The following is a 26088-nucleotide window of genomic DNA, read 5'->3' as shown; positions in this document are numbered from 1 at the left end:
CTCCGCGCTCCCCTCCCCTCGGTGTACTTCTCCGCGGCCAGTCCCCGGGGACTTCCACGACGTGGACACGGAGAATAGAGGCATCCACAGAGTTATCCACAACTGTGCACGAACGCGCGTCGGAGCGCAGTGGCTCCCCCCGTTGCTTTCCGAGCACCTGCGGTCTGCGTGGCGGCGGCGCACCGGCCCGCTCCTACCCGCGAAGGCAGCACGCTAACAAGGTGCGGGCGCTGCCACAAGGCGCGCTGGTGGGCAAGTCCTTTCCGCCCGCACCCGGGGAGCGCACCCGGGTGCCGGCCCCGCCCGCACCCCCGCGGAGAAGGCCCGCCGCACCCCTGCGGAGAGGGCCCGCCGGGACCCCGCCGAACACCCCGCCGGCACCCTGCCGGACACCTCGACGACGACCCCGATTTGAACAGCGCCCCCGGGGCTGCGTACCCTCGTAACCGTCTCCCGCTCGCGCGGAGTGCTCTTCGCGCGCCTACGAATCGGCAGGGGACGACCACAGACCTGCTTGGCAGTTAGCACCGGGAGTCCGACCGTGAGCAAGGGTAAGCGCACCTTCCAGCCCAACAACCGCCGCCGTGCCAAGACGCACGGTTTCCGGCTGCGCATGCGCACCCGCGCGGGTCGCGCCATCCTGGCCGCGCGCCGTGGCAAGGGCCGCAAGCAGCTGTCCGCCTGATCGCCGCAGCGCCGTGCTCCCCGCGGCCAACCGGCTGACCCGCAGCCAGGACTTCGGCCTGGTGGTCCGCCGAGGCCGCCGGGCGGGCCGGCCCCGGCTGGTCGTGCACGTCCTGACGGCGGACCAGGCCGGTGACACCTCGGCGCAGCCCACCTTGGACACCTCCAAGGTGGGCTTCGTCGTGAGCAAAGCAGTGGGCAACTCCGTCGTCCGGCACCGGGTGAGCCGCAAGCTCCGCCACCTGGTCCGCGACCGGCTCGCCTCGCTGCCCGCCGGAACTTCCCTCGTCGTGCGCGCGTTGGCACCGTCAGCCGATGCGAACAGCGCCGAGCTCGGCCACGACCTCGACGCGGCGCTGCGCAAGGTGCTGCGATGACGACCCACCAGGCGGCCTCCCAGGCGAGTCCCCTCGCCAAGGCCCTGCTGTTGCCGGTGCGCTTCTACCGGAAGTTCATCTCACCGGCGCTGCCACCGACCTGCCGCTTCCACCCCAGTTGCAGCACCTACGCGGTGGAGGCGCTGACCGTCCACGGTGCGCTGCGCGGTACCTGGTTGACCCTGCGTCGACTGGGCCGCTGCGGACCCTGGCACCCTGGTGGCCTGGACCCGGTCCCGCCCGCGCGGAACGCGGTCCCCGACCTTCCTGCCGAGGAGTAGCAAGTGCTCAACTTCATCTACTACCCGGTGTCCTTCATCCTGTGGTGTTGGCACTGGGTGTTCGGCCACGTCTTCGGCGAGTCGAGCGGGTTCGCGTGGGCACTGGCCGTGGTGTTCCTCGTCTTCACGCTCCGCGCGATCCTCTTCAAGCCGTTCGTCGGCCAGGTCCGCTCGATGCGCAAGATGCAGGAGTTCGCGCCGGAGCTCCAGAAGATCAAGAAGAAGTACGCGAACGACAAGCAGCGCCAGGCGCAGGAGATGCAGAAGCTCCAGTCCGAGCACGGGGTCAACCCGCTCGGCGGCTGCCTGCCGATGCTGGTGCAGATCCCGGTGTTCATCGGCCTGTTCCACGTGCTGCGCTCGTTCAGGCCCGGCTGGGGCGAGGTGTACTTCTTCGACGCCCAGGGCGTCGAGTCGTTCGTCAACGCCAAGCTGTTCGGCGCGAACCTGTCGACGTTCATCACGATGCCGGCCGACCAGCTGGAGCAGTTCGCCACCTCGCGCAACGCCGTGCTGCTGGTCTCGATCCCGCTGATGATCATCGCGTCGATCGCCACGCACTTCACCGCGCGGCACTCGGTGGCCCGCCAGACGCAGGCGGCGGCGGACAACCCGCAGACCGCGATCATGAACAAGCTGACGCTGTACTTGTTCCCGATCGGCGTGCTCGTCGGTGGCCTCTTCTTCCCGGTCGCGATCCTGCTCTACTGGCTGAGCAACAACGCGTGGACGCTGGGCCAGCAGTACGTCGTGTACCACCGCATCGACCGCGAGGAAGAGGCGAAGAAGGCGGAGGCGATCGAGCAGCGCCAGGCGCTCGCGCCGAAGCCGGGCGTGAAGCCGCGGCCGGGCGCCAAGCCGCAGCCCGGCGCGAAGCCGCAGGCCGGCGCGAAGCCGGCGGGCAAGGGCGTGCAGCCCCCCGCCCCCAAGCGCGTCAGCGCGAAGGCCGCCGGCATCAAGCCCGCGGGCGCCAAGCCGGCCGGCGCGCAGCCCGAGCCGAAGACCCAGGACGCGGCGGACGAGCCCACCACCGGGACCGCCAAGCCGTCCACCGAGATCCCCGGTCTGAGCCCAGACCGTTCCGCGGGCAAGAAGCAGGGTGGCGGCAAGAAGCGCCGCTGATCCTGGAGAGGAGACATCGTGTCGGAGACGTTGCAGGCGGCCGACGTGGACGCGCCGGAGGCCGAAGCGGCCCCGCCGGTGCGGTCGGGCAACTCGGAGGACCTGCTCGTCCAGGAGGGCGACATCGCGGGGGACTACCTGGAGCGGCTGCTCGACCTGCTCGACTACGACGGGGACATCGACCTCGACGTCGAGGCGGGCCGGGCGATCGTGAGCATCGACGGTGGTGACGACCTGGAGAAGCTGGTCGGTCCCCGGGGTACCGTCCTGGAATCGCTCCAGGAGCTGACCCGGCTCGCCGTGCAGCAGGAGACCGGCGTCCGCAGCCGGCTCATGCTGGACATCGCCGGGTGGCGCGCGGGCCGGCGGGCCGAGCTGGCCGAGCTGGGGCGGACGACGGCGGAGAAGGTGCTGTCGAGCGGTGAGAAGGTGCGGCTGCACCCGATGACCCCGTTCGAGCGCAAGGTCGTGCACGACGCCGTCGCCGCCGTGGCGGGCGTGCACAGCGAGAGCGAGGGCGAGGAGCCGCAGCGCCGCGTCGTGGTGCTGCCCAAGCCCTGAGGTTCGCAACACCGAACGGCCCCGGTCCCCTGTGGGACCGGGGCCGTTCGCGTTGACCACGGTCCTCTTCCCCTCGACCTGTTTCACGTGAAACGGTCGCCGCATGTCTGAGATCGTGCGGAACCTCCGCGTCGCCGCCTACGCCGTCATCATCGACGACGGACGACTGCTCCTGTCCCGCTGGCTCGGTCCGGACGGGCCGAGGTGGATCCTCCCCGGCGGCGGGCTCGACCACGGCGAGGACCCGTACGACGCCGTGGTGCGCGAGGTGTTCGAGGAGACCGGCTACCGGGCGGAGGTGGACCGGCTGCTCGGCATCCAGAACGCGCACGGGCCGATGGTGCGCGACGGCGTCGAGGTCGACTACCACCGCATCAGGATCATGTACGAGGCGCGCGTGGTCGGCGGCGAACTCACCTTCGAGGTGGGCGGTTCGACGGACCGGGCGGCGTGGTTCCCGCTCGACGAGGTGACCGGGCTCGACCGCGTCGAGTCGGTCGACTACGCGCTCGAACTCCTCCGCACCGCGCCCCGGGACGGCCGTGTCCCAAGTTTCACGTGAAACGCGGGCGGGGATTTGGCGTGTCGCCGGGGTGATCCGTCATAGTGGGCACCGGCACTTCTCGCGGGGCGCGCCGCCCCCTGACGAGACGCCCAACCCCATCACCCACACCGGTCGCATGTGTGGTTTCACGTGAAACGCCCCGGACGGAGACATGGTTCAAGAGGTGGAAGACCGCGCGAGGCTCGTGTTCGGTGAGCACTACGACAAGGCGGTCGCCTTCACCGCACTCCTCACCGAGCACGGCGTCGAACGCGGTCTCATCGGTCCGCGCGAGGTCGACCGCCTCTGGGAGCGCCACGTCCTCAACTCGGCCGTCGTCGCGGAACTGCTCCCCCAGGGGAGCCGGGTCGTGGACGTGGGCTCGGGCGCGGGACTGCCGGGACTCCCCCTGGCGATCGCGCGCCCGGACCTCGACCTGACGCTCCTGGAGCCGATGGCGCGCCGCGTGGCGTGGCTGACCGAGTGCGTCGACGCGCTCGGCCTGGACGTCACCGTGCTCCGCGGTCGTGCCGAGGAGAAGCCGGTGATCGACGCGCTGGGCGACAGCGACGTCGTGACGGCACGCGCCGTGGCCCCGCTCGACCGCCTCGCGCGGTGGTGCCTGCCGCTGCTCAGGCCGGGCGGGCTCCTGGTCGCCCTCAAGGGCGAGAGCGCCGCCGAAGAAGTGGAACGCGACGCCGAGGCGGTGCGCAGGGCCGGGGGCACCCGGGCCCGCGTCACCTCCTGCGGCGGCGATGTACTCGAAGTGCCGACGACCGTCGTGCTCCTGGAGCGCGACGAGCAGGCGAGCCGCCGTGACGGCGCGCGTCGCAGAAGGAAGGATCGGTGAAGTGAACCCCGACCCGCTGCAACCGGTGTTCCGCGAGGCCGCTGTTTCACGTGGAACAGGTCCCGAACGCGATCCGCGCCCCCGGCACGACTCGCCCCCTCGGCACCGCTCGCGCCCCGAGAACGACCTCCCTCCGAACAACGACCTCCGCCCTGCGCAGCACGGCGCAGGTCTGGCCAACACCGTGGACCCGGCAGGAGACAGCACCGTGTGGACCCCCATCGCGGAAGAAGCGGCACGCGCTACTCGCGTCCTCCACCCCGACACCCTCCAACTCCCCCGCCCGGACCGCCCCCGCGTCATGGTCGTCGCGAACCAGAAGGGCGGCGTCGGCAAGACGACGAGCACGGTGAACCTGGCCGCCGCCCTCGCGATCCACGGGCTCAAGGTCCTCGTCATCGACCTCGACCCCCAGGGCAACGCGAGCACCGCGCTGTCCGTCGAGCACCGCTCCGGCACCCCCTCCGTCTACGAGGTGCTGATCGGTGAGATGTCGGTCGCCGAGGCCGCCCAGGTGAGCACCGCCTCCCCCAACCTCTACTGCGTGCCCGCCACGATCGACCTCGCGGGCGCCGAGATCGAACTGGTCTCGATGGTGGCCCGGGAGTCCCGGCTCAAGGAGGCGCTGAGCCCGGAGGCGCTCGACTCGATCAGGCCGGACTACGTGTTCATCGACTGCCCGCCGTCGCTCGGCCTGCTGACCGTCAACGCGATGGTCGCCGCGCAGGAGGTGCTGATCCCGATCCAGTGCGAGTACTACGCCCTGGAGGGCCTCGGGCAGCTCCTCCGCAACATCGAGCTGGTGCAGGCGCACCTGAACCCGACGCTCAGCGTGTCCACCATCCTGCTCACCATGTACGACGGCCGCACGAAGCTGGCCGACCAGGTGACCAGCGAGGTGCGCGGCCACTTCGGCGACACGGTGCTCAAGACGGTCATCCCCCGCAGCGTGAAGGTCTCCGAGGCGCCGGGGTACGGGCAGACGGTGCTCGCCTACGATCCCGGCTCACGGGGCGCGATGAGCTACCTCGACGCGGCACGCGAGATCGCCGAGTTCGGCGCGAGGATGGGGTCGGTATGACGGAACAGCGCAAGGGCGGCCTCGGTCGCGGGCTCGCGGCCCTGATCCCGAGCGGTCCCCCGCCGGGTGCGCCGGCTCCCACGCCGATCCGCGCCGTCCCCAACGGCAGGGCCTCCTCCCCCGCGCCGGACCTCTCCCCCGCCGGGGACGTGGCGGGCGCGGTGTACCAGGAGCTGCCGGTCACCTCGATCCGCACCAACCCGAAGCAGCCGCGGCAGGTCTTCGACGAGGAGGCGCTCCGCGAGCTGGAGCACTCGATCCGCGAGTTCGGCCTCATGCAGCCGATCGTCGTGCGCGAGATCAGCGCCGGCGCGTACGAGCTCGTCATGGGCGAGCGGCGGTGGCGCGCGACCCAGCTCGCCGGGCTGAAGACGATCCCGGCGATCGTGCGGCACACCGCCGACGACGTGATGCTGCGCGACGCGCTGCTGGAGAACATCCACCGCGTCCAGCTGAACCCGCTGGAGGAGGCGGCGGCCTACCAGCAGCTGCTCCAGGAGTTCGGCGTCACGCACGAGGAGCTGGCCGACCGGATCGGCCGCAGCCGCCCGGTCGTCACCAACACGATCCGGCTGCTGAAGCTCCCCCTCCCCGTGCAGCGGCGGGTCGCGGCGGGCGTCCTGTCCGCCGGGCACGCCCGCGCGCTGCTCGGTCTGGAGGACGCGGGCGTGCAGGAGGACCTGGCGACCCGGATCGTCGCGGAGGGCATGTCGGTCCGCGCGACCGAGGAGGCGGTCACCCTCGCCAAGGGCGCCGAGCCCGCGAAGGCGAAGCAGGCGCGGCGCAAGCCGATGCAGGCGCCGGGCCTCCAGGAGTTGGCCGAGCGGCTGTCGGACAACTTCGACACCCGCGTGAAGGTCGAACTGGGGCAGCGGAAGGGCCGGATCGTCGTCGAGTTCGGCTCGGTCGACGACCTGGAACGCATCATCCAGCTCATGTCGCCGGAAACGACAAATCGGACACGAGTGGGCGACTAGGGATCACCCCAGGCACTTATGTCACGGTGACGATGACGGCCCGCGTCCAGAAGGACACGGGCCGTCACCTCGTAGGTAGGGCTTCTCAGCGGCTCATGGCTCGCTCGACCAGCCCCGCGTAGATCTCGCCGAGCGACTTCCCGGCCGCCTCCACCGCCATCGGCAGCAGCGAGGTCTCGGTCAGCCCCGGCGACACGTTCACTTCGAGGAAGTGGACCGAGCCGTCGGCCGCCACGACCGCGTCGGTCCGCGACACGTCGCGCAGACCCAGCAGCCGGTGCGCCGACACCGCCAGCTCCCCCACCGCCCGCGCCGCCTTCTCGTCCAGCCGCGCCGGCGCGTGGAAGTCGGTCAGCCCCGCCGTGTAGCGGGCGGTGTAGTCGTACACGCCGTTCTCCGGCACGATCTCCACCGGCGGCAGCGCGTACGCACCGTCCGGCCCGTCGACGACCGCCACGGCCACCTCGACGCCCTCCACGTACCGCTCGGCGAGCACGGTGTCCCCGTACGCCAGGCAGGCGACCATCGCGGTGGGCAGGTCGGCCGCGTCCCGGACCACCCGGGCACCCAGCGCCGAACCGCCCTGGTCGGGCTTGAGCATCAGCGGCAGCCCGAGCCGGTCGACCAGCGCGTCCAGCACCGGCTGCGCGCCCAGCTCCCGGAACGTCGCGTGCGGCAGCACGGCCCACTCCGGCGTGGTGAGCCCGGCGCGGGCCAGCTCGCCCTTCGCGGTCGGCTTGTCCCACGCCCGGCGGCACGCGCGCGAGTCCGTGCCGACGAACGGCACGCCGAGCATCTCCAGGAGGGTCTGCACGGACCCGTTCTCGCCCTCGCCGCCGTGCAGCGCCACCACGACGGCGTCCGGCCGGTGCTCCTTCAGCCGGGCGAGGAGCTGGGCGTCGGCGTCCCACTCCTCCACGACCAGGCCCGCCGAGCGCAGGGCGGCCGACAACCTGCGACCGGACCGCAGGGACACCTCCCGCTCGTGCGAAAGGCCACCGGACAGCACTGCGACCCAGCGGTCGGTCAACTCACTACTCCTGCTCAGGCGGTGCCGGACCTCACGGGCCGGCTCGGGTGGTGTCGGCCTCGGAAGGGGCCGGGGCTCAGGCGGTGTCGGGCGACGGGTTCTGCGGTCCCTGCACGGCGCGGCCCGGCCCGGTGGGGCCGAACGTCTCGTGCAGCTCCATCTCGTCCTTGATGACGTTCGCCAGCCGCCGCACGCCCTCGCGGATGCGGTCGGGCGTCGGGTAGCAGTACGAGATGCGCAGCTGGCGGCTGCCCAGGCCGTCGGCGTAGAAACCGGTGCCCGACGCGTACGCGACGCGCTGGGTGATGGCCCGGGGCAGCATCGCCTTGGTGTCGACGCCCTCGGGCACGGTGACCCACACGTAGAACCCGCCGTTGGGCTTGTTCCACGTGGAACCAAGCGGCATGTGCTGCTCCAGCGCCGAGACGGCGGCGTCGCGCCGCTCCCGGTACGCCTCGCGGTAGGTCTTGACCTGGCCCTTCCAGTCGTGCGTCGCCAGGTACCGCGACACGACCATCTGGTTGAGCGTGGGCGGGCACAGCGTGGCCGACTCGGCGGCCAGCACCAGCTTCTCCCGCACCGCGTGCGGCGCGAGCACCCAGCCGACCCGCAGGCCCGCGGCGAACGTCTTGGAGAACGAACCGAGGTACACCACGTTGTCCGGGTCGGTCGACCGCAGCGCCGGGTACGTCGTGCCGTCGAAGCCCAGCAGGCCGTACGGGTTGTCCTCGACCACGAGGATGCCGTGCCGCCGGCAGATCTCCAGCACCTCGGCGCGCCGGGCCACGGCGAGCGTCACGCCGGCGGGGTTGTGGAAGTTGGGGATCGTGTAGAGGAACTTGATCCGGCGGCCCGTGCGCTCGACGGACGCGATGGCCTCGCGCAGGTTCTCCGGCACCAGGCCGTCCGCGTCCATGCCCACGTGCACGACCTGCGCCTGGTAGGCCGAGAAGGACCCCAGGGCGCCGACGTAGGACGGGCCCTCGGCGAGCACCACGTCGCCCGGGTCGCAGAAGATCCGGGTCACCATGTCCAGGCCCATCTGCGAGCCGACGGTGACGACCACGTCGTCCGGGTGGGCGTTGATGCCCTCCAGCGCCATCACGTCGCAGATCTGCTCGCGCAGCTCCGGGATGCCCTGCGCGCTGCCGTACTGGAGCGCGACCAGGCCGTCCTGGGCGATGAGCCGGCCGACCTCGGCCGAGAGCGAGTCGAGCGGCAGTGCCGCGAGGTGCGGCATCCCCCCCGCCAGGGACACCACCTCGGGTCGGCTCGCCACCGCGAAGAGCGCCCGGATCTCGGATGCCGTCATGCCCGCCGTCCGCGCCGCGTACCGGCGCAGGTGGGGGTCGAGGCTTCGCGGGCCCTGCTTGGGGGGCTGTCCGGGTAGGTTCACGGGGAACTCCGTAGGTGGCTGTTACCGGCGGGTTGGTTCCCGCACGAGTGTAACCGCCGTCCCGTTCGGGGCATCCGGCTTCCGGGCCGGGGTCCACTCCGCCTATCCTCGTAGGGGTAACGTCCGGGGGCTTGGAGGTACGGGTGTCGCGTCGCGTGGTAGGCGTCACCTTGGACAACCTGGAGCACCTCTCCAAGCACAGCCGCACCTGCGTGTACTGGGAGCTGGCGCCGCACCTGAAGGAACAGGCCGAGGAGTTCGGCGACACCGAGTTCGAGAAGGAAGCCTGGGTCTCCAGCGTGCTGCTGGAGTGGGGTTCCTGCGGTCGGATCATCTACTGCGACGGCATCCCCGCTGGTTCCGTGTTCTACGCGCCGCCGGCCGCCGTGCCCCGCTCGCTCGCCTTCCCCACCTCCCCCGTCAGCGCCGACGCCGTGCTGATGACCGGCCTGGAGGTGCTGCCGGAGTTCCGCGGCGGCGGCCTCGGCCGGGTGCTGGTGCAGAACGTGGCGAAGGACCTCACCCGGCGCGGCGTGAAGGCCGTCGAGGCGTTCGGCGACAACCAGCCCGACAACGGCGACGACCGGCGCTGCGTGACGCCCGCCGACTTCCTGCTCCAGCTCGGCTTCAAGACCGTGCGCCCCCACCCCCGCTGGCCCCGGCTCCGGCTGGAGCTGCGCAGCGCGTCCTCCTGGCAGGAAGACGTGGAGGCGGCGCTGGAGCGGCTGCTCAGCTCGGTCACGGTGACGAACACGATGGCCGAACCGAGCTTCCGCCCCGCCTGATCCCGGCCCCGCTCCATCCCGGCCCAGCCCGGTCCGGGATGGTCCCCGTCCCACCTGATTCCCGCCCTGACCTGCGGTTCTCCCACCGCACGTTGACATGCAGGTAAATGCCTGCATATTGTTCCGCCCCGTGGACGAGGTGTTCAAGGCGCTGGCGGACCGGACCCGCCGCCACCTGCTCGACCGGTTGCACGCGGAGAACGGGCAGACGCTGGGCGAGCTGTGCGCACGGCTCGGCATGGCCAGGCAGTCGGTCACGCAGCACCTGGCCGTGCTGGAGGCCGCGAACCTCGTCACGACGGTCCGCCGCGGCCGGGAGAAGCTGCACTACCTCAACCCCGTGCCGCTGCACGAGGTGCAGGAGCGGTGGATCGACAAGTTCGAGCGGCCGCGCCTGCGGCTGCTCGCGGACGTGAAACGACGAGCGGAGGAACCGGTGAAGCCGGATTTCGTGTACGTCACCTACATCGAGAGCACCCCGGAACGGGTCTGGGAGGCACTCACGGACGCGGACCTGACCGCGACCTACTGGGGGCACCACAACGTCTCCGACTGGCGGGTGGGGTCCACCTGGGCGCACCGCCGCGCCGACGGCTCGGGCGTGGACGACGTCGTGGGCGTGGTCCTGGAGGCCGACCCGCCGCGCCGCCTGGTCGCGTCGTGGGTGGACCCGGCCGACGAGGAGTCCACCTCGACCGTGACGTTCCTGGTGCAGCCCTACCAGGACATCGTGCGGCTCACCGTGACGCACGCCGGGCTGGACGACACCGGGCGCGCCCAGGTCGCCCAGGGCTGGCCCGCGGTGCTGTCCAACCTGAAGTCCCTGCTGGAGACCGGCCGCGTGCTGTCCGGCATCCCGTGGGAGATGCCCGTCTAGGGCCTGCGGACAGCACGGGCCAAGATCAATAAGATGCGGTCCGTGGACACGGGGACGGAGATCCAGCGGGCCGTGCTCGCCGAGATCGAGGGCAGGCGGGACTTCGGGCGCATCAGGGCCGTGCTGGCGCACTGGCGGGAGCGGGGCATGGGGACCGACCTGCTGGTCGACGAGCTGACCGACCTGATGCTCGACCTGCGCGCCCAGAACCGCGGGGACGACGAGGACGCCGTCGCCGAGGTGCTGGACGCGCTGGTCGGCTGGTGAGGGGCTAGCGGGCCTGGCCGGTGGCGACCTCGTGCCGCATGAGGTCGTCCAGGGTGAACGTGCCGGTGGGCTGGTCGTCCTTGCCGAGCAGGTAGAGGCGCTTCACGGCCACCAGGACGCCCTCGGCGACGACGTCCCGGAACGACGGGTTCGCCAGTCGCTGCCGGTCCCCCGGGTTGGTCAGGTAGCCCACCTCGACGCGCACGGCCGTGCAGCGGGTCATCCGCAGCATGTCCCACGTCTTGGGGTGGGTGCCGCAGTCCTTCAGGCCCGTGCGGGCGACGATCTCGCGCTGGATGTAGCCCGCCAGCGCCTCGCCGACCGTGGACGACGTGCCGTTGCCCGTGCCGAAGTGGAAGCTGGCCACGCCCGAGGCCAGCGGGGAGCGGTTGGCGTCGCTGTGCAGCGACAGGATCAGGTCCGCGCCCGCCTCGTTGGCGAACCGGGCCCGCTCGCCCTCGTCCGGGTTGTTGTTCGGGCCCCGGGTGAGCAGGGCCTCCATGCCGGTGGCCGCCATCTTGCCCTCCAGCAGGCGGGCCAGGTCCAGCATCACGTCGGCCTCGGACACGCCGTCGACGACCACGCCCCGGTCGTCGCCGCCGTGCCCGGGGTCGATGATGATCCGCTTGCCGGACAGCCGCGGACCGGCCCGGCGCACGCGCTCCTGCTCGCGCAGGAACACCGGTCGCCCGCCCCGGACCTTCGGCTGGAGCTGGCGCAGCGCGCGCACCGTGTCGGGACCGCACATGCCGTCGACGATCAGGCCGTAGTCGCGCTGGAAGCTGCGCAGCGCCTGCTCGGTCTGCTGACCGAACTCGCCGTTGGCGCGGCCCGCGTCGTAGCCCAGCTCCAGCAGCCGCTCCTGGAGGGCGGACACGTCGTCGCCGGTCACCGGCTGCGCCATCAGGAACGCCAGCGGCCGGTCACCGAGGCGGTAGGTCGCGTCGCGCAGCGCGCGGTAGGTGGCGGGGCCGACCAGGCCGTCGGTGATGAGACCCCGCTGCTGCTGGAACGCTCGCACGGCGTGCTCGACCGGTAGGTCGAAGACCTGCGACGGCTGCGGGTCGGACAGCAGACCGAGTTTCGTCAGGGTCGCCCTGACCTCGGCGACGTCCGGACCGAAGTCCCCGCGGCGGAGTAGCAGCATGCACCCCTCGCTCACTTAGGCGCCGACACGCGTCGACGTTGAACTTGACGCCCCATTGTGCCTTGCTCACGCGGATGCCACTCGCAGGGCTACTGGCAGTGCGCGCGACTCCCCGTACGAGTGAGCCGTCCGTCTTCCGGGAAGACGGACGGCTCACCCTTACGGGTTGCACGTCAGAGCACGTCGGCGAGGTCGTTCAGCAGCGCGGCCTTCGGCTTGGCGCCCACGATCTGCTTCACCGGGCGACCGCCCTGGAACAGGATCATGGTCGGCACCGACATGATCTGGTAGTCGCGGGCGATCGACGGGTTGGCGTCGATGTCGAGCTTCGCGACGGTGATCTTCTCGGCGTGCTCGGCGGCGATCTCCTCCAGGACGGGGGCGACCATCTTGCACGGGCCGCACCAGGTCGCCCAGAAGTCGACCAGGACGGGCTTCTCGCTGGTCAGAACGTCGTCGGCGAACGTCTGGGCGGACGTGACCACGGTGGAGCCTGCCATTGCGTATCTCCTCTTGGGGGGTGGGGTCAGCTGGTGGTGACGGGCTCGCCGTAGCCGCCGCCCACGTGCTCGGCGGACACCTCGGCCTGGGCGACGCCGTGCTCGGCGAGCCAGCGCTCCGCGTCGATCGCGGCGGAGCAGCCCGACCCGGCGGCGGTGATGGCCTGGCGGTACGTGCGGTCGACGAGGTCACCCGCGGCGAACACGCCGTCGACGCCGGTGTGGCTGCTGCGGCCCTTGGTCAGCACGTAGCCCTCGCCGTCCAGCTCGACCTGGCCCTTGACCAGGGAGCTGCGCGGGTCGTGGCCGATCGCGACGAAGAAGCCGGTGAACGGGTGGGTGGTCTCCTCGCCGGTCCGCGTGTCGCGGGTCTTCACGCCCGACACCGAGCCCTCGCCCAGCACCTCGACGACCTCGGCGTTGAGCAGCCACTTGATCTTCTCGTTGGCGCGCGCCCGCTCCAGCATGATCTTCGAGGCGCGGAACTCCTCGCGGCGGTGGACGATCGTCACCGACCGGGCGAACTTGGTGAGGAAGGTGGCCTCCTCCATCGCCGAGTCGCCGCCGCCGATGACCGCGATGTCCTGGTCGCGGAAGAAGAAGCCGTCGCAGGTGGCGCAGGCCGACACGCCGCGGCCGAGCAGCTCCTGCTCACCGGGGACGTGCAGGTAGCGGGCCGCCGCGCCCATGGCGAGCACGACCGCGCGCGCCGCGTACCGCGTGCCGTTGGCGGTGACGTACTTCACCGGCCCGTCGAGCTCCAGCTCCTCGACGTCCTCGGCCCGCAGCTCGGCGCCGAAGCGCTTGGCCTGCTCGCGCATCTGCTCCATGAGGTCGGGGCCCATGATGCCGTCGCGGAAGCCGGGGTAGTTCTCGACCTCGGTGGTGGTCATCAGCGCGCCGCCGTACTGCGAACCCTCGAACACGAGCGGTTCGAGCTGCGCGCGCGCCGCGTAGACGCCCGCGGTGTACCCGGCGGGCCCCGATCCCACGACGATCAGGTTCCGAACGTCCGACACCACACGACCTCCGTTAGTCGTCCCGCCGGGGTTCCCGGCGGGCTCTTCGTCCAACGGATCGTAGGGCCAGGTAATTCCTGCCCGCCGGGGTGAGGTGGGCTACGGCTCGATCGTGCTGTTCGCCAGGACGCCGTCCGGGTTGTCCGGTCCGCACGTGCCGGGGTCGACCACGACGATCCGGTACGCGCCCGGCTTGCCGCCCGGCAGGATCGCCATCACGGCCGGTCGTTCGTCCAGCGTGATGGGGCTGACCCCGATCGGCTTGCCCGCCGTGATGTTCGCGCCCCGGAGGCAGCCGCTCAGCTTGTCCTGGTTCTCCAGCGGGCCGTAGTTCTGCGCCTTGAGCACGTCGCCGAAGACCGGGCCGAACTCCTGGCCCTTGACCGCGAGCGGTGCCGAGACCTGCGAGTTCGGCGTGTCGCCCGGCTGCGCCTGGTTGCCGCCGCCGTCGTCGGCGGAGTTGTCCCGGGGGACGGTCAGCACGGCGATGCCGACGGCCGCCGCGGCGGCCACGACGACGCCCGCGCCCCAGCCGAGGCGCTTGGCGCGCTTGGCCCTGGCGGCGGCGAGGTCGACCACGGGGGCGACGGGAGCGCTCTCGCGAGCGGTCGGGCGTGCCTCGGCGGCCAGGGCCGCGTCGATCCGGTCGGCCACCGCGCGCGGCATCGGGATGGGCGGCAGGTCGCGCAGGTCGGCCAGGGTGGCGTCCAGGGCGGCCAGGACCTCGCGCGCCTCGGGGTCGTTCTCGACCAGTGGCCGCAGCTCGGCCTCGGTCCGCGGGTCCAACGCGCCCGCGTGCAGGTCAGCCAGCAGGTCGACGGACCACGGCGGCCCGGAACGCCGCACATTGCCGCTCATCGTTCCTCCAACTGACGTCCCTGTTGCACCTGCACATCGCTCCCTGGGACGTTCGCATCTGCACCCCGGTTCCGGAGGTGACCCAGAACTTTGGCGAGCTTCGCGCGTCCGCGCGCGCACCGCGACTTCACGGTTCCCTCCGCGATGCCGAGCATCTGCGCGGTCTCCGCCACCGAGTAGCCCTCGACGTCGACCAGGAGGATCGGCGCGCGCTGCTCCTCGGGCAGCTCGTTCAGGGCCTCCTGCACGACCAGGCGGGTCTCCCGCTCGGCCATGGCGTCCCGCGGCGAGACCGGCTCGCCGGGGCCGGCCTCCGGCAGCGGCACGGTCGGCCTGGTCTGTCTCCGGCGCATCCGGTCCAGGCAGGCGTTCACGACTATTCGGTGCAGCCACGTCGTGACCTGCGACTCGGCCCGGAAGCTCGCCGCCGCGCGGAACGCGGAGATGAACGCCTCCTGGAGCGCGTCGGCCGCTTCCTCCGGGTCCCGGAGCGTGCGCAACGCCACCGCCCACATCCGGTCCCGGTGCCTGCGCACCAGCTCGGAGAAGGCATGCGGGTCACCCGCGGCGTGCGCCGCGATGAGGTCTGCGTCCGAGCTGGCTGCGGCGGTCACGCGCGGAGCTTATCGGTCCTGCCCGGTGCCGGTCCGATCACCCGTTCCGGGCACCGCGACGTCACCGGGGGTGTCGGCGGTCACCGCGAACGGGTCACCGCGGACGGGCGCGGACGGGTCACTGGGCGCGGGTGTAGACGAGCTCCGCGACCTCCGACCGGTTGTTCTTGCCGCTGCCCGCCAGCTTCGTCACCCACACCAGCAGGTGCTGGGTCGGCTCGTGGTCGTTGAGCTGGATCTGCGTCTGCCCCGCCGACAGCGTCGCGGTCGCGATGACCTTGGTCTCCTCCAGCGGCACGCCGTCGGCGCCCGCCACCCGGATCTCCACGACCGTGCCCTCGCTGGGCGAGGTGACCGTGACCGAGGCCAGCTTCACCGGTTCGGCGAACCCGGCCATCAGGCCGATGCCCGGCTTGAGCGCCGGGAACGGCTGGAAGTAGTTCTCCGTCTGCCACACCGTGGTCGGGTTGTTGTCCACGGCCCGGTTCGCCCGGTTGGCGTTGTCGGGCTGGTTCGTCACGTCGTAGACGCCGACCGACGCGGGCTGCACCGGACCGGCCGGCTGCGGCGCCGGCGGGGCGGGCTGGCCGCTCGCGCCCGGCGTGTTGGACTGGCCGATGACCACGGTCGGGCCGCCGGTGCCGGACGGCTCGTCGCTGAAGAAGCTCACGATCTGCACGCCCAGCCACGCGATCACCGCGAGCGTCGCCACGGCCAGCAGGGCCACGCTGATCATCAGCTTGCGGTTGTGCTCCTTGCCGCGCGCCGGCCGCTGCGTGGTCCACACCGCGCCGTCGTCCGCGGCGTCGTTCACCGGCTGGATCAGCGCGGTCTCCGCCTCGGAGCGCGAGATCTGGTCGAGCACCTGGAGGATCGCCGCGCTGGTCCGGATGCCGCCGACGCTGGTGTCCTCCAGGCTGCGCACGGCCACCGACGACAGCTCGTGCGGCACGTACGGGTGCAGCGCGCTCGGGGCGACCACGGCGCCGTCCGGCCCGGTGGGGGCCACGGGCACGTTCTCCGGGCCGCCCGGCAGCGCCCACCGGCCGGTGAGCAGCAGGTAGAGGACCGCGCCGAGGCCCTTGACGTCGTCGCGGGCGATGGCGTCCGGCCGGGGGCCGGGGAACGCGAGCCGCAACCGGCCGTCGGGGGTGACCCGGATGCGCTGCGGGTGGTCCGCGCCCAGCACCAGGCCGGCGTGGTGCGCGCCCTCGATCGCCGCGCCCAGCGGCTCCAGCAGCCGGGTCGCCGCGCCCGCGGCCAGCGGGCCCGCGGCGACCAGCTCCATCAGGTCGGTGCCCCGGGTCCACTCGGCCACGACCATGCCGAGGATGCCCTCGTCGAGCTTGATCCCCGCCCCGGGGGTCAACACGTCGATGACCCGGGCGACGCCGGGGTGGGTGAAGCTGGACGCGTGCATGGCGCGTTCCGCGGTCCGCTTCGCGCGGGCCGCCGCGGTGTGGTCCGCCGGGTTGCCCACCAGGATGGTCAGCGCCACGTCCCGGTTGAGCTGCCCGTCCCGGGCGCGCCACAGCTGCGCGTCGCACCGCCGGTCGGCGCCGGCCTGGGCCAGCAACCGGTAGCGGCCGTCGCCGATCACCCCGCCGGGCACCAGCGAGGTGTTCTGGATCGGGCCGCTGCTCACGGGGCCGAGGGTACGTGAACGGGGGGTGCCAGAGGGCTCATCGGCGACCCACCAAACGACTGATCTTGTCGATCGCCGGCTTCACCTCGGGCACCCGGAACAGGGCGAGCAGCAGGAAGCTGAGCGGGAGCCCGACGACGGTCTGGATCACGACCTCCACCCAGGCGTTCGCCACGCGGGAGTCGAATCCCAACATGCGGACGGCCAGCCAGGCGAGCCCGGTGGCCGCGCCGAACGCGATCGCGGACGCCACGACGGTCAGGCATATCGTCCACGCAGTGTAGCCGGTGCGCAGCCGGCCGAGGCGCACCCGCAGCCACACCTGCCCCACCAGCGCCCCGACCACGAAGCTCAGCGACATCGCGATCGACACGCCGACCGCGAGCTTGTCCGGCGGCGAGATCGCCAGGAACGCGTACAGCAGCCCGATCCGGACCACGACGATGACCGCCTGGATCAGCGTCGGCGTCCGGGCGTCCTTCATCGCGTAGAACACGCGCAGCTGGAGCAGCGTGATCGCGTACGGCACCAGGCCGAACGCCGACAGCGCCAGCGCCGTGCCGATCGCCTCGCCGCCCTCGTAGCCGGACGCGCCGTGCGCGAACACCGCGAGGCCGATCGACACGCCCGCCACGGTCAGCAGCGCGCTGAACGGCATGAGCAGGATCGACGACATGCGGTTGCCGAACGACAGGTCGCCGACCAGCGCGCCGGTGTCGTCCGCCGCCGCCGCGCGGCTCATCTTCGGCATCAGCGCGGTCAGCAGCGACACGCCCAGCACGCCGTACGGCACCTGCGCGATCAGCCACTGCATGTTGTAGGCGGTGATCGCGCCCGGGTCGTGCGTGGCGACGCGGGTCAGCACCACCATGCTGGCGAAGCCCAGGCCCACGTACAGCAGCACCCAGAACGCGAGGCCGCCGAACTCGGCGAGCCTGCGGTCCCAGCCCCACCGCCAGCGGAACCGGAACCCGGTGCGCTTCATCGCGGGCAGCAGCACGGCCGCCTGGAGCGCCACGCCGAGCATCGTGCCCAGGCCCAGGACCAGCAGCTTCGGCTCGCCCATCCGCACCGGGTCCAGCGAGACCTCGCCCGGCATCAGCCAGTACACGCCGAGCGTCGCGATCACCACGACGTTGTTCAGCACCGGCGCCCAGGTGGGCAGCCCGAACACGTTGCGGGTGTTCAGGATGGCGCCGAGCAGCGCGGACAGGCCGTAGAACACGATGCCCGGCAGCACCAGGTACGCGAACGCGGTGACCAGCTCCGGGTTGGCGTCGGTGTCCGAGCTGACGAACAGGGCGGTCAGCAGCGGCGCGCAGGCGATGGCCACGACCGTGCCCACGCCGAGCAGCACGGCCGCCATCGTGACCATCCACTGCGCGTACGACTCGCCGCGGTCCTCGTCCTCGGTCTCCGCCCTGACCAGCAGCGGGATCGCGACGCTGGTCAGCACGCCGCCGAGGAGCAGCTCGTTGATCATCGTCGGCAGCGTGGTGGCGACCTGGTAGGAGTCGTTCAGCACGTCGACGCCGACGATCGTGATCAGCAGCAGCTTCGAGAGCAGGCCCGACGCGCGGCTGACGACCGTGGCGATCGCCATCGACCCGCCCGCCCGCGCCAGCGAGGGCGCCGGCTGCGCGCCGCCCACCGCCGCGATCACCGCCGTCTCCTGGGCCGCCGTCTCCCGGGCCGCCGCTCCCGGCCCCCCTGCGTTGTGGACCACCGTCGTCCCGCCCGTGGTTGTTCGCCTCAACTCGTGCTCGACCTCTCCGGGGTTACCCCGCCGGCGTCGTCCGGGACACTCGCGGCGGCCTCGCGCGTGGCGCGCACCCGCCGGTAGATCCGCCGGGCGGACAGCAGCACCAGCGCCGCGCCCGCCAGCGCGGTGATGACCACCGTGATGGTCCCGTACGCGGACGACGACACCTCCAGCCGGGCCCGTTCGCCCAGCTCGACGCCGTCCGGCGTGGTGATCCTGATGTGCACCGGGAACCGGCCGGACCGCAGCACCTCGACCGGCACCTGCACCAGCAGGTCGCCGCGCGCGGGCAGCTCCTGGGCCGGCAGCGCCTTGGCCTGGAGGCTGGGCGTGTCCTCGATGACGACCCGCACCGTGATCCGCACGTCGAGCCGGTTCTTGATCGACACCAGCAGCGGGCTCTCGGCCGACCCGAGCAGGATCGGGCTGTTCGGCTCGGTCACCGTCACCTGGCCCAGCAGGGCGTCGACCTGCTCGCGGCCGAGGGCGAGCGCCGTCCGCGCGCCGCTCTCGTTGCCCCGCCACGCCCCCGACACCGCGTGCAGCAGGCCCAGCCGCAGCGGGTCCACCAGGTCGGCGGGGTCGGTCGACGCGGCGTCCGGCTGGCGCATCGCCGCGGCCAGCCGCCCCAGGTCCCGCCACGACTCGCCGACCGCCGCGGTGACCGCCGGCGGCACCTCGCTCGCGCCCGCCTCGACCGGGTAGCTCAGCGCCGCCGTCTGCTCCGGCGGGGTCGCCAGCAGCGAGCCGAGGCCCACCGCCGTCGCGTACCCGCTGCCGATCAGCGACTTCGTCGTCTCCAGCAGCGTGTTGACCTCGCCCGTCGGCGCGTTCCACCGGCGCGGCGGCGCGATGACCACGTTCTGGCCGGTGTCCTGGAACGCGGCGCGGAACGCCAGCGCGGCCAGCGCGTTCTGCACCGACACGGGCTTCGCCTCGGCCGGCGTGCTCACCCCCGCGGTGGGCCTGGCCGCCGCCGCGCCCCGGAGCGCGTCGGACACCATGCCGTCCACCCGCACGGCGGTCACCGGCTCGCCCCCGGCCTGCTCGAACCGCACCGGCCCGGCGCCCGGCGTGCCCGCCACCGCGGCCTGGTCCAGCACCAGCGACGTGGTCCCCGCGGCCCGCAGGTCGTCGAAGGTCTGCTGGTCCAGCACCCCGTCCTCGGGCCACACCAGGCCCGGCGTCGGCTGCACGTCCAGCACCTCGCGGACCACCTCCGCGCCGCCCAGCGCCAGCCCGCCCAGCTCGGTCAGCCGGGCGCGGGACAGCGCCACCAGGTCGGCGTCGGAGTCGGGCAGCGCGACCACGCACCGCCCGCCCGCCAGCAGGCGCAGCTGGGCCAGCCACAGCTCGGCCTCGCCCTCGCCCTTGCCGGCCCCCTGGCCGCGCACCTCGTAGCCCTGCGCCATCGCGGACACCGTGCGCAGCAGGTCCGGGTCCACCGCCAGGCACACGCCCGGCCCCAGCGGCCCCTCCAGCGCCGACCCGTACGCCTTGAGCAGGCCCCACAGCCGCCCGCCCATGGCCAGCGACCCGGCCAGCTCGTCGTCCGTGAGCACCGCCGGGGCCTGCGTGACCAGGCGCGGCCGGTCGGCCAGCGGCCACAGCAGCGTGATCTTCGCCGGGTTCGCGGGCGTGCCGCGCCCCTCGCCGCCGGGCACCGCCACCACCGGCAGCAGCGTGCTCAGCGCGGCCAGCCGGGCGCGCCCGCCGAAGTCGGGGACGCCGTTGATGTTCGCCAGGACCGGGTAGACGCCGGGTTCGTCGATGTCCAGCGACGTCGCCCCGTTGCCGCGCAGCGGGACGGTCAGCTCGAACGGCTTCGACTCGTTCTGCTCCAGCCGGTCCGCGATCCGCGTGAAGCCCGGCTGCACCACCTCGGCGTCGGTGGGCTCGCGCAACGCCTTGCGGACGTCTTCCTCGCTGGTCAGCGGGTCGCCGCGCTCCAGGCGCAGCTCGATGTCGTCGATCCGCCGGTCGCCGACGTTCACGACCTTGCCGGAGATCCGCACCGAGTCGGTCGACCCGGTGACGACGCGCGGGGACATGTCCTCCACGTCGAGGCGCAGCAGCACCTGGGCCTGCTGGCCGGGTTGGCTCGACAGCGCCCTGGTCGCCCACACCTGGGTCGCCGGCGCCGGGCGCACGGGCAGCCTGCCGCCGTCGGGGGCCGCGTGCGCGGCTGCTCCCGAGGTCACGACCAGGAAGCCCGCCGCCGCAAGCGCGGACAGCAGCCGTTTCACGCCGACTCCGCTCCGTCCGTCCGGTACCCGTTCGCGCGGTACCCGCTCGTCTCGTACTCGGAGAGCAGTTCGGCGGCGCGGCGCACCAGTCGGCGCTCGTCCGCGTAGGCGAGCCGCTCGTCCAGTTCGCCGAGGGGGACCCACGCCACCTCGGTGACCTCCACGTCTTCGTCCGAAAGCTCGCCGCCCAACGCCTCCAGGAGGAAGTGGTGGACGGTCTTGTGCACCCGCCGGTCCTCGGCCACGAACCAGTAGTCGATCGAGCCGAGCGGCCGGAGCACCCTGCTATGAATACCGGTCTCCTCCGCGACCTCGCGCACCGCGGTCTGCTCCGCGGTCTCACCGGCCTCGATGTGACCCTTCGGCAGGGACCACAGCAGCCGCCCCCGCCGGTCCAACCGCCCGATCACCGCGGCGGCGCGCTGCTCGAAGTCGAGCACCAGCCCGCCCGCCGACGTCTCGTCGACGGTTTTCAGCCGGCGACCGCGGCGCCGGTTCCGGCGCCTCGGCTTGGGACCGCCGGAGCGACCGGACGACTGGGGCATGCCCCTGATGGTAGTGGCGACCAGCCATTACGGGACGTGACCGTCCTGTAGCGACACGTGATCATCTTCACGGAGGGCGACCGGGGGGCGCTCGCACGCAGGCGTCCCCCCGCCCGGGGGTCCCCCTGATTTCCAGCCAACCAGGGAGTCGGGCGGCGCGGGGCGCGGGGCGGGCCGCCTGTGGACAACTCGTTCTGGACCGCGTCGCGCGACCAGTACCCTGGCTCCCCGTGTCCGGACCCAACGCCCCCGCCGTGCAGGACAATGCCGTGGTGGACCTGCTGAGCGGTGCCAGCTTCCCCGTGGCCGACGAGCTGGCCGCCCGCTTCCACGCGGCCGGCCACCGGCTCTACCTGGTCGGCGGCAGCGTGCGGGACGCCCTGCTCGACAGGCTCTCCGGGGACCTCGACTTCACCACCGACGCCCGGCCGCCGCAGGTCCTGGACCTGCTCAAGGGGTGGGCCGACGCGATCTGGGACACCGGCATCGCGTTCGGCACGCTGGGCGCGACCAAGCACGGGCGGACGGTGGAGATCACCACGTTCCGCGCGGAGGCCTACGACGGCGTGTCGCGCAACCCCGAGGTGACCTTCGGCGACTCCCTCGAAGGCGACCTGGTCCGCCGCGACTTCACCGCCAACGCGATGGCGTACGACCTGGTGAACCGCGAGCTGATCGACCCCACCGGCGGTCGCCGGGCGCTGCGCGACCGGGTGCTGGACACGCCCGCCACGCCGCAGGAGTCGTTCTCCGACGACCCGCTGCGGATGCTGCGCGCCGCCCGGTTCGCCTCGCAGCTCGGCTTCGCCGTCGCGCCCCGCGTCCGCGAGGCGATGACCGCCATGGCCGGCGAGCTGGCCCGCATCACGGCCGAGCGCGTGCAGGTGGAGCTGTCGAAGCTGCTGACCGGCGCGCACCCGCGCGTGGGCGTGGAGCTGGTGGTCGACACGAAGCTCGCCGACGTGGTGCTGCCCGAGCTGCCCGCGATGAAGCTGGAGATCGACGAGCACCACCAGCACAAGGACGTCTACACGCACTCGCTGACCGTCCTCGACCAGGCCGTCGACCTGGAGGACGGCCCGGAGCCGGACCTCGTGCTGCGGCTCGCCGCGCTGCTGCACGACATCGGCAAGCCGGGCACCCGCCGGTTCGAGGAGGGCGGCGGGGTGTCGTTCCACCACCACGAGGTGGTCGGCGCCAAGATGGTCCGCAAGCGTTTGCGCGCCCTGAAGTACCCGAAGGACGTCACCGAGGACGTCGCCCAGCTCGTGTACCTCCACCTGCGCTTCCACGGCTACGGCGGCGGCGAGTGGACCGACTCGGCGGTGCGCCGGTACGTGACGGACGCGGACCACCTCCTGTCGCGCCTGCACAAGCTCGTGCGCGCCGACTGCACCACCCGCAACAAGCGCAAGGCCAACGCGCTCCAGCGCACCTACGACGACCTGGAGCGCCGCATCGAGCGGATCGCCGCCGAGGAGGACCTGAAGCGGGTCCGGCCCGACCTCGACGGCAACGAGATCATGCGGCTGCTCGGCCTGCCGCCGGGCCCGCTGGTCGGCCGGGCCTGGAAGTTCCTCAAGGAGCTGCGCCTCGACCGCGGCCCCCTGGACCACGACGAGGCGGTCGCCGAGCTGCTCGCGTGGGCGCGTGCGGAGGGTGTGCGACCCCCCGGCGACTGAGGAATCTGCCACACCAAGTGACCAATTCCGGTCAAACGGGTTGGCCAGTGACAGCCCGTTGCGGGACCATGACTGTGTGCGCAGGACGCGCACTGGGGGTGGTTCGCATGAACGCTTGGGGGTTGTCCGAGGGGGGCACCCGGGCGCACGGCCTGGAATCGCTGACCGACCGACAACGGGCGGTGCTCCGCTGCCTGGCCAGGGGGTTGGCCGATCACGAGATCGCGAGGGTGCTGGCCATCAGCCAGCGCCAGGTGGGGGTGGTGGTGTCGGAGATCCTGGGAGCGCTGAACCTGCGGGACCGGATGGCGGCGGTGGTGTACGCCCACGAGACGGGCGTCATCAGGCTGCCGCTGCCGCGGTGACCTACCGGCGCCGCCCCGCGGCGGCACTCCTGGTCATCAGCAGGTAGCCGAGCAGTCCGAGCAGGTACGCCACCGTCGCGGCGACCACCAGGCCGGGTGACCGGCCGTCCAGGGGCACCACGGCCGCCGCGGCGGTGACGGCCGCCACCTGCGTGGCGTTGAACAGCGTGTCGTACAGGGCGAACACCCGGCCGCGCACCTCGTCGCCGATGTCGCCCTGCACGGCCGCGTCCACGCACAGCTTCACGACCTGCCCGGCGAACGTGAGCAGGAACGACGCGGCGAGGATCGTCGGCAGCAGCATCGGCAGGCCCAGCCCGAGCTGGGTGGCCGCGGCCAGCACGAGGGCGCCGCACACCGCGCCGCGCCGGCCGAGCACGTCCACGACCCGGTCGGTCACCAGGCCCGCGAGCAGGATGCCCGCGCCCCCGGCGACGGCCACCTCGCCGAGCCCCGCCAGGCCCGCCTTCAGCGGCCCGAAGTCCTCCAGCGAGTGGCGCATCAGCAGCAGCGTGAGCAGCAGCGACGCGCCGAACGCGGCCCGGTGCGCGAGCAGCGCCAGCAGCGCCGCCGCCACGGTGGGGGTGCGCCACGCGGCGCGCGCGCCGTCCAGCAGGCCCCGGGCGACGGCGGTGGCCGTGCGGCTCGGCTCGTCCACCTCGTCCGGCCCGAGCGCGCCGCGCGCGAACCGGGACGCCAGGAACGCGGCGGTCAGCGACCCGACGACGGCGACCGCCGTGGTGGACCCCGACCCGCCGTCACCGGCGCCGAACAGCTCCCGCAGCCCGACCGCGCAGCCCGCGCCGAGCACGGCCGTGAGCGAGCCCGCCGTGGTGGCGAACGCGTTGGCCTCGACCAGGTGGTCCCCCGGGACGACGTGCGGCAGCGACGCGGACAGCCCCGAGCCGACGAACCGGCTCACGCCCGTCACGACGAGGGCCGCGGCGTACAGCGGCACACCGGCCAGCCCCAGCCCGACCGCGCCGGCGGTGAGCAGGACGAACAGGCCGCGCGTGAGGTTCGCCACGACGAGCACGCGGCGGCGGTCCCACCGGTCGAGCAGGGCGCCCGCGAACGGCCCGACCACGGAGTACGGCAGGAGGAGCACGGCGAACCCGGCGGCCACCGCGAGCGGGTCGGCGTGGCGCTCCGGGTTGAACAGCACCGCGCCCGCCAGACCGGCCTGGAACAGGCCGTCGCCCCACTGGGCCGCCAGCCGGGAGGCCAGCAGCCTGCGGAAGTCCGCAGCGGCGAGGAGCTTCCGGGCACCGAGGTGGTGCTGTGCCGTGGTGGTCCCGGCGGTGGTCACGGGGACGAGCCTATGCCTCCCGCGGGGAGGACGACGAAGTGCGGACCCCCGACCGGGGCGGGTGGGTACCGGGAAGGCCGGACCCCTGGGGGCCCGGCCTTCCCGGGTGCCAGGCGCCCGGTCGCCTCACGGCGGCTTGCGCAGCGCGGCTCCAGCCGAACGGTATTCCGCGAAGGCGGTTTCTAGTGAGCCCGGGGGACACGAAGACGCCTGACGGTCCGTACAACGGCGGCGGTGCCCCGGATGTTCCCCTCCCGGTGTGATCCACGTCTTCTGGGATCATGCGGGGTGTGCGCCCTGATGCCGATGTCGAACCGGGTTCGCTGCTGGTCGCGGCACCGACCCTGGTCGACCCCAACTTCCGCCGGACCGTGGTCTACGTCATCGACCACCGCGGCGAGGGCTCCCTCGGGGTGGTCCTGAACAGGCCGAGCGAGGTGGCGGTGCACGACGTGCTGCCCGCGTGGGGTCCGCACGTGACCCGCCCGCAGGCGGTCTACATCGGCGGCCCGGTGGAGCAGAAGACCGCCCTGTGCCTGGCCACGATGCGCACCGGGGAGGACCTGACGTCACTCGAAGGTGTGGTCGGCGTGCACGGTCCGGTGGCGCTGGTCGACCTGGACGCCGACCCGGGCGCCCTGGTGCCGAGGGTGCGCGGGATGCGCGTGTTCGCCGGCTACTCGGGGTGGGGCGAGGGCCAGCTGGCGGGCGAGGTGGGGCGCGGCGACTGGATCGTGGTCAAGGGGCTGCCCGACGACGTGCTCACGCCGCCGGGCGTCGACCTGTGGGGGCGGGTGCTGCGCCGCCAGGGCGTGCCGACGGCGCTGCTGGCCACGTTCCCGTCGGACATCCGCCGCAACTGAGGGCCGCGCCGGTCGGGCGCGGGTGAGGCCGGTCGGTCGGGCGCGGGTGAGGCCGGTCGGTCGGGCGCGGGTGGGGACGCCGGTCAGGCGCGGGTGAGGACGCCGCAGCCGCCGCCGGCGCAGGCGCACCCGCCGCAGCCCGCCGGGGCCGGCTCGGGCATGGCCTCGGCCGCCCGGTGCCCCAGCACGCCGCCCGCGCCCGCCACCACGAGGCTGCCGACGAGCCCGAGGAGGCCGATGACCAGCGAGGCGGCCGGGTTGACCGCGCTCGCCGCGCCCGCGACCAGCGCGATCGCGCCCGCCGCCAGGTTGGGCACGCCCGCGATGCGGTTGGCCAGGGCGAACGCCTCGTCGTCGCGGAGCGTGGCCTTGGTGCGCACGCCGAAGAACCGGTTGCGGTGCAGCGCGCCGCGCACGCCCAGGAAGCCGACCGCTCCGAGGGCGACGCCGATCAGACCCAGTACCACAGGCAGCACGATGTTCACCCCGACGAGGGTAGGCGCGTCCTTCGACCCCGGTCGAACCAGCCCCGGGTGACGTCCGCTGCACCCGCGGGCGTCCCGCCGGTTCACCGCGCTTGCGCTGCGCTGATACCGTTGACGGCATGAGCACGGCCCGCCTGCTCCTTAGCTAGCCGCGCAGACCTCGTCAGGCCAGGTCGGCGCGGCAACCCCTCATGCCCCTCGGGCTGGGGGGTTTCG

Annotated in this window: 28 protein-coding genes; 15 read left to right on the top strand and 13 right to left on the bottom strand. The window is 72.7% G+C overall.

Translation table 11 applies throughout. From position 1 onward, the window contains the following. Positions 1-541 precede the first annotated feature (541 nt). The 9 genes from rpmH to ACRAKJ_RS41885 all read left to right on the top strand — a co-directional run bounded on the left by rpmH (position 542) and on the right by ACRAKJ_RS41885 (position 6477). Positions 542-685 carry a 50S ribosomal protein L34 gene (rpmH, locus tag ACRAKJ_RS41925; RefSeq protein WP_073897783.1) on the top strand — a complete coding sequence of 48 codons (144 nt, stop codon included), beginning with the start codon at positions 542-544 and terminating at the stop codon, positions 683-685. A 13-nt stretch (positions 686-698) separates the two neighbouring features. Continuing rightward, a complete protein-coding gene (gene rnpA, locus ACRAKJ_RS41920) occupies positions 699-1061 on the top strand; it encodes a ribonuclease P protein component (RefSeq protein WP_438921079.1) in 363 nt (120 codons plus the stop codon). After that, positions 1058-1342, top strand: a complete 285-nt coding sequence (gene yidD, locus ACRAKJ_RS41915) for a membrane protein insertion efficiency factor YidD (protein WP_438921080.1) — start codon at positions 1058-1060, stop codon at positions 1340-1342. Before rnpA ends, yidD begins: the two co-directional genes overlap by 4 nt. 3 nt (positions 1343-1345) lie before the next feature. After that, positions 1346-2464 (top strand): membrane protein insertase YidC, encoded by a 1119-nt coding sequence (gene yidC / locus ACRAKJ_RS41910; RefSeq protein ID WP_438921081.1) that lies wholly within the window; start codon positions 1346-1348, stop codon positions 2462-2464. Between the two features lie 18 nt (positions 2465-2482). After that, positions 2483-3025 carry a R3H domain-containing nucleic acid-binding protein gene (locus tag ACRAKJ_RS41905; RefSeq protein ID WP_438921082.1) on the top strand — a complete coding sequence of 181 codons (543 nt, stop codon included), beginning with the start codon at positions 2483-2485 and terminating at the stop codon, positions 3023-3025. A 103-nt stretch (positions 3026-3128) separates the two neighbouring features. Beyond that, positions 3129-3587: an NUDIX domain-containing protein gene (locus ACRAKJ_RS41900; RefSeq protein WP_438921083.1), complete on the top strand. Its 459-nt coding sequence runs from the start codon at positions 3129-3131 to the stop codon at positions 3585-3587. A 154-nt stretch (positions 3588-3741) separates the two neighbouring features. Then, positions 3742-4419: a 16S rRNA (guanine(527)-N(7))-methyltransferase RsmG gene (rsmG, locus tag ACRAKJ_RS41895; protein ID WP_438921084.1), complete on the top strand. Its 678-nt coding sequence runs from the start codon at positions 3742-3744 to the stop codon at positions 4417-4419. 172 nt (positions 4420-4591) lie between these two features. Then, positions 4592-5500, top strand: coding sequence for an AAA family ATPase (locus ACRAKJ_RS41890; RefSeq protein WP_438921131.1), 909 nt, complete (start codon positions 4592-4594; stop codon positions 5498-5500). Then, positions 5497-6477, top strand: a complete 981-nt coding sequence (locus ACRAKJ_RS41885) for a ParB/RepB/Spo0J family partition protein (protein WP_438921085.1) — start codon at positions 5497-5499, stop codon at positions 6475-6477. Before ACRAKJ_RS41890 ends, ACRAKJ_RS41885 begins: the two co-directional genes overlap by 4 nt. 85 nt (positions 6478-6562) lie before the next feature. On the opposite strand, the gene ACRAKJ_RS41880 is transcribed toward ACRAKJ_RS41885, so the two are convergent. Continuing rightward, positions 6563-7507 carry a D-alanine--D-alanine ligase gene (locus ACRAKJ_RS41880; RefSeq protein ID WP_438921086.1) on the bottom strand — a complete coding sequence of 315 codons (945 nt, stop codon included), beginning with the start codon at positions 7505-7507 and terminating at the stop codon, positions 6563-6565. Between the two features lie 76 nt (positions 7508-7583). Then, a complete protein-coding gene (locus ACRAKJ_RS41875) occupies positions 7584-8903 on the bottom strand; it encodes an aminotransferase class I/II-fold pyridoxal phosphate-dependent enzyme (RefSeq protein WP_438921087.1) in 1320 nt (439 codons plus the stop codon). A 143-nt stretch (positions 8904-9046) separates the two neighbouring features. On the opposite strand from ACRAKJ_RS41875, the gene ACRAKJ_RS41870 reads away from it, so the two are divergent. From ACRAKJ_RS41870 to ACRAKJ_RS41860, 3 genes are all read left to right on the top strand, one after another. Further along, on the top strand, positions 9047-9688 hold the full coding sequence (locus tag ACRAKJ_RS41870; protein WP_438921088.1) for a GNAT family N-acetyltransferase: 642 nt from the start codon (positions 9047-9049) through the stop codon (positions 9686-9688). 130 nt (positions 9689-9818) lie between these two features. Continuing rightward, on the top strand, positions 9819-10565 hold the full coding sequence (locus tag ACRAKJ_RS41865) for a metalloregulator ArsR/SmtB family transcription factor (protein ID WP_438921089.1): 747 nt from the start codon (positions 9819-9821) through the stop codon (positions 10563-10565). Positions 10566-10607: 42 nt separating this feature from the next. Next, a complete protein-coding gene (locus ACRAKJ_RS41860) occupies positions 10608-10832 on the top strand; it encodes a hypothetical protein (RefSeq protein WP_438921090.1) in 225 nt (74 codons plus the stop codon). Between the two features lie 4 nt (positions 10833-10836). On the opposite strand, the gene ACRAKJ_RS41855 is transcribed toward ACRAKJ_RS41860, so the two are convergent. The 9 genes from ACRAKJ_RS41855 to ACRAKJ_RS41815 all read right to left on the bottom strand — a co-directional run bounded on the left by ACRAKJ_RS41855 (position 10837) and on the right by ACRAKJ_RS41815 (position 21168). Further along, positions 10837-11979 (bottom strand): N-acetylmuramoyl-L-alanine amidase, encoded by a 1143-nt coding sequence (locus ACRAKJ_RS41855; RefSeq protein WP_438921091.1) that lies wholly within the window; start codon positions 11977-11979, stop codon positions 10837-10839. Between the two features lie 173 nt (positions 11980-12152). Continuing rightward, positions 12153-12479: a thioredoxin gene (gene trxA, locus ACRAKJ_RS41850; protein ID WP_306744122.1), complete on the bottom strand. Its 327-nt coding sequence runs from the start codon at positions 12477-12479 to the stop codon at positions 12153-12155. A gap of 26 nt (positions 12480-12505) precedes the next feature. Further along, positions 12506-13501: a thioredoxin-disulfide reductase gene (gene trxB / locus ACRAKJ_RS41845; protein ID WP_438921092.1), complete on the bottom strand. Its 996-nt coding sequence runs from the start codon at positions 13499-13501 to the stop codon at positions 12506-12508. 96 nt (positions 13502-13597) lie between these two features. Next, positions 13598-14356: an anti-sigma factor family protein gene (locus ACRAKJ_RS41840; protein WP_438921093.1), complete on the bottom strand. Its 759-nt coding sequence runs from the start codon at positions 14354-14356 to the stop codon at positions 13598-13600. Then, on the bottom strand, positions 14353-14970 hold the full coding sequence (gene sigM, locus ACRAKJ_RS41835) for an RNA polymerase sigma factor SigM (protein ID WP_438921094.1): 618 nt from the start codon (positions 14968-14970) through the stop codon (positions 14353-14355). Before sigM ends, ACRAKJ_RS41840 begins: the two co-directional genes overlap by 4 nt. Positions 14971-15088: 118 nt before the next feature. Next, positions 15089-16615 carry a protein kinase family protein gene (locus ACRAKJ_RS41830; RefSeq protein WP_438921095.1) on the bottom strand — a complete coding sequence of 509 codons (1527 nt, stop codon included), beginning with the start codon at positions 16613-16615 and terminating at the stop codon, positions 15089-15091. Positions 16616-16652: 37 nt separating this feature from the next. Further along, a complete protein-coding gene (locus ACRAKJ_RS41825; protein ID WP_438921096.1) occupies positions 16653-18278 on the bottom strand; it encodes a lipid II flippase MurJ in 1626 nt (541 codons plus the stop codon). Between the two features lie 89 nt (positions 18279-18367). After that, positions 18368-20623, bottom strand: a complete 2256-nt coding sequence (locus ACRAKJ_RS41820; RefSeq protein WP_438921097.1) for a DUF6049 family protein — start codon at positions 20621-20623, stop codon at positions 18368-18370. After that, complete coding sequence (locus tag ACRAKJ_RS41815) at positions 20620-21168, bottom strand: NUDIX domain-containing protein (RefSeq protein WP_438921098.1); 549 nt, start codon at positions 21166-21168, stop codon at positions 20620-20622. The genes ACRAKJ_RS41820 and ACRAKJ_RS41815 overlap by 4 nt, the downstream gene beginning before the upstream one ends. Positions 21169-21398: 230 nt before the next feature. On the opposite strand from ACRAKJ_RS41815, the gene ACRAKJ_RS41810 reads away from it, so the two are divergent. Next, the gene (locus ACRAKJ_RS41810; protein ID WP_438921099.1) at positions 21399-22850 is read left to right on the top strand and encodes a CCA tRNA nucleotidyltransferase; all 1452 of its coding nucleotides are present in this window, start codon (positions 21399-21401) and stop codon (positions 22848-22850) included. 107 nt (positions 22851-22957) lie between these two features. Then, positions 22958-23215 (top strand): LuxR C-terminal-related transcriptional regulator, encoded by a 258-nt coding sequence (locus ACRAKJ_RS41805; RefSeq protein WP_438921100.1) that lies wholly within the window; start codon positions 22958-22960, stop codon positions 23213-23215. 1 nt (position 23216) lies between these two features. Here the strand turns inward: ACRAKJ_RS41805 and ACRAKJ_RS41800 are convergent, their stop codons facing one another. Then, complete coding sequence (locus ACRAKJ_RS41800) at positions 23217-24524, bottom strand: MFS transporter (protein WP_438921101.1); 1308 nt, start codon at positions 24522-24524, stop codon at positions 23217-23219. A gap of 281 nt (positions 24525-24805) precedes the next feature. On the opposite strand from ACRAKJ_RS41800, the gene ACRAKJ_RS41795 reads away from it, so the two are divergent. Beyond that, complete coding sequence (locus ACRAKJ_RS41795; RefSeq protein ID WP_438921102.1) at positions 24806-25387, top strand: YqgE/AlgH family protein; 582 nt, start codon at positions 24806-24808, stop codon at positions 25385-25387. Positions 25388-25470: 83 nt separating this feature from the next. On the opposite strand, the gene ACRAKJ_RS41790 is transcribed toward ACRAKJ_RS41795, so the two are convergent. Then, positions 25471-25872, bottom strand: a complete 402-nt coding sequence (locus ACRAKJ_RS41790; protein WP_438921103.1) for an SdpI family protein — start codon at positions 25870-25872, stop codon at positions 25471-25473. Positions 25873-26088: the final 216 nt, after the last annotated feature.

It is taken from the genome of Saccharothrix sp. DSM 118769 (assembly GCF_052936295.1).
The sequence above is the reverse complement of the archived record's forward strand: the minus strand, read 5'-3'. Positions and strand labels throughout refer to the sequence as shown.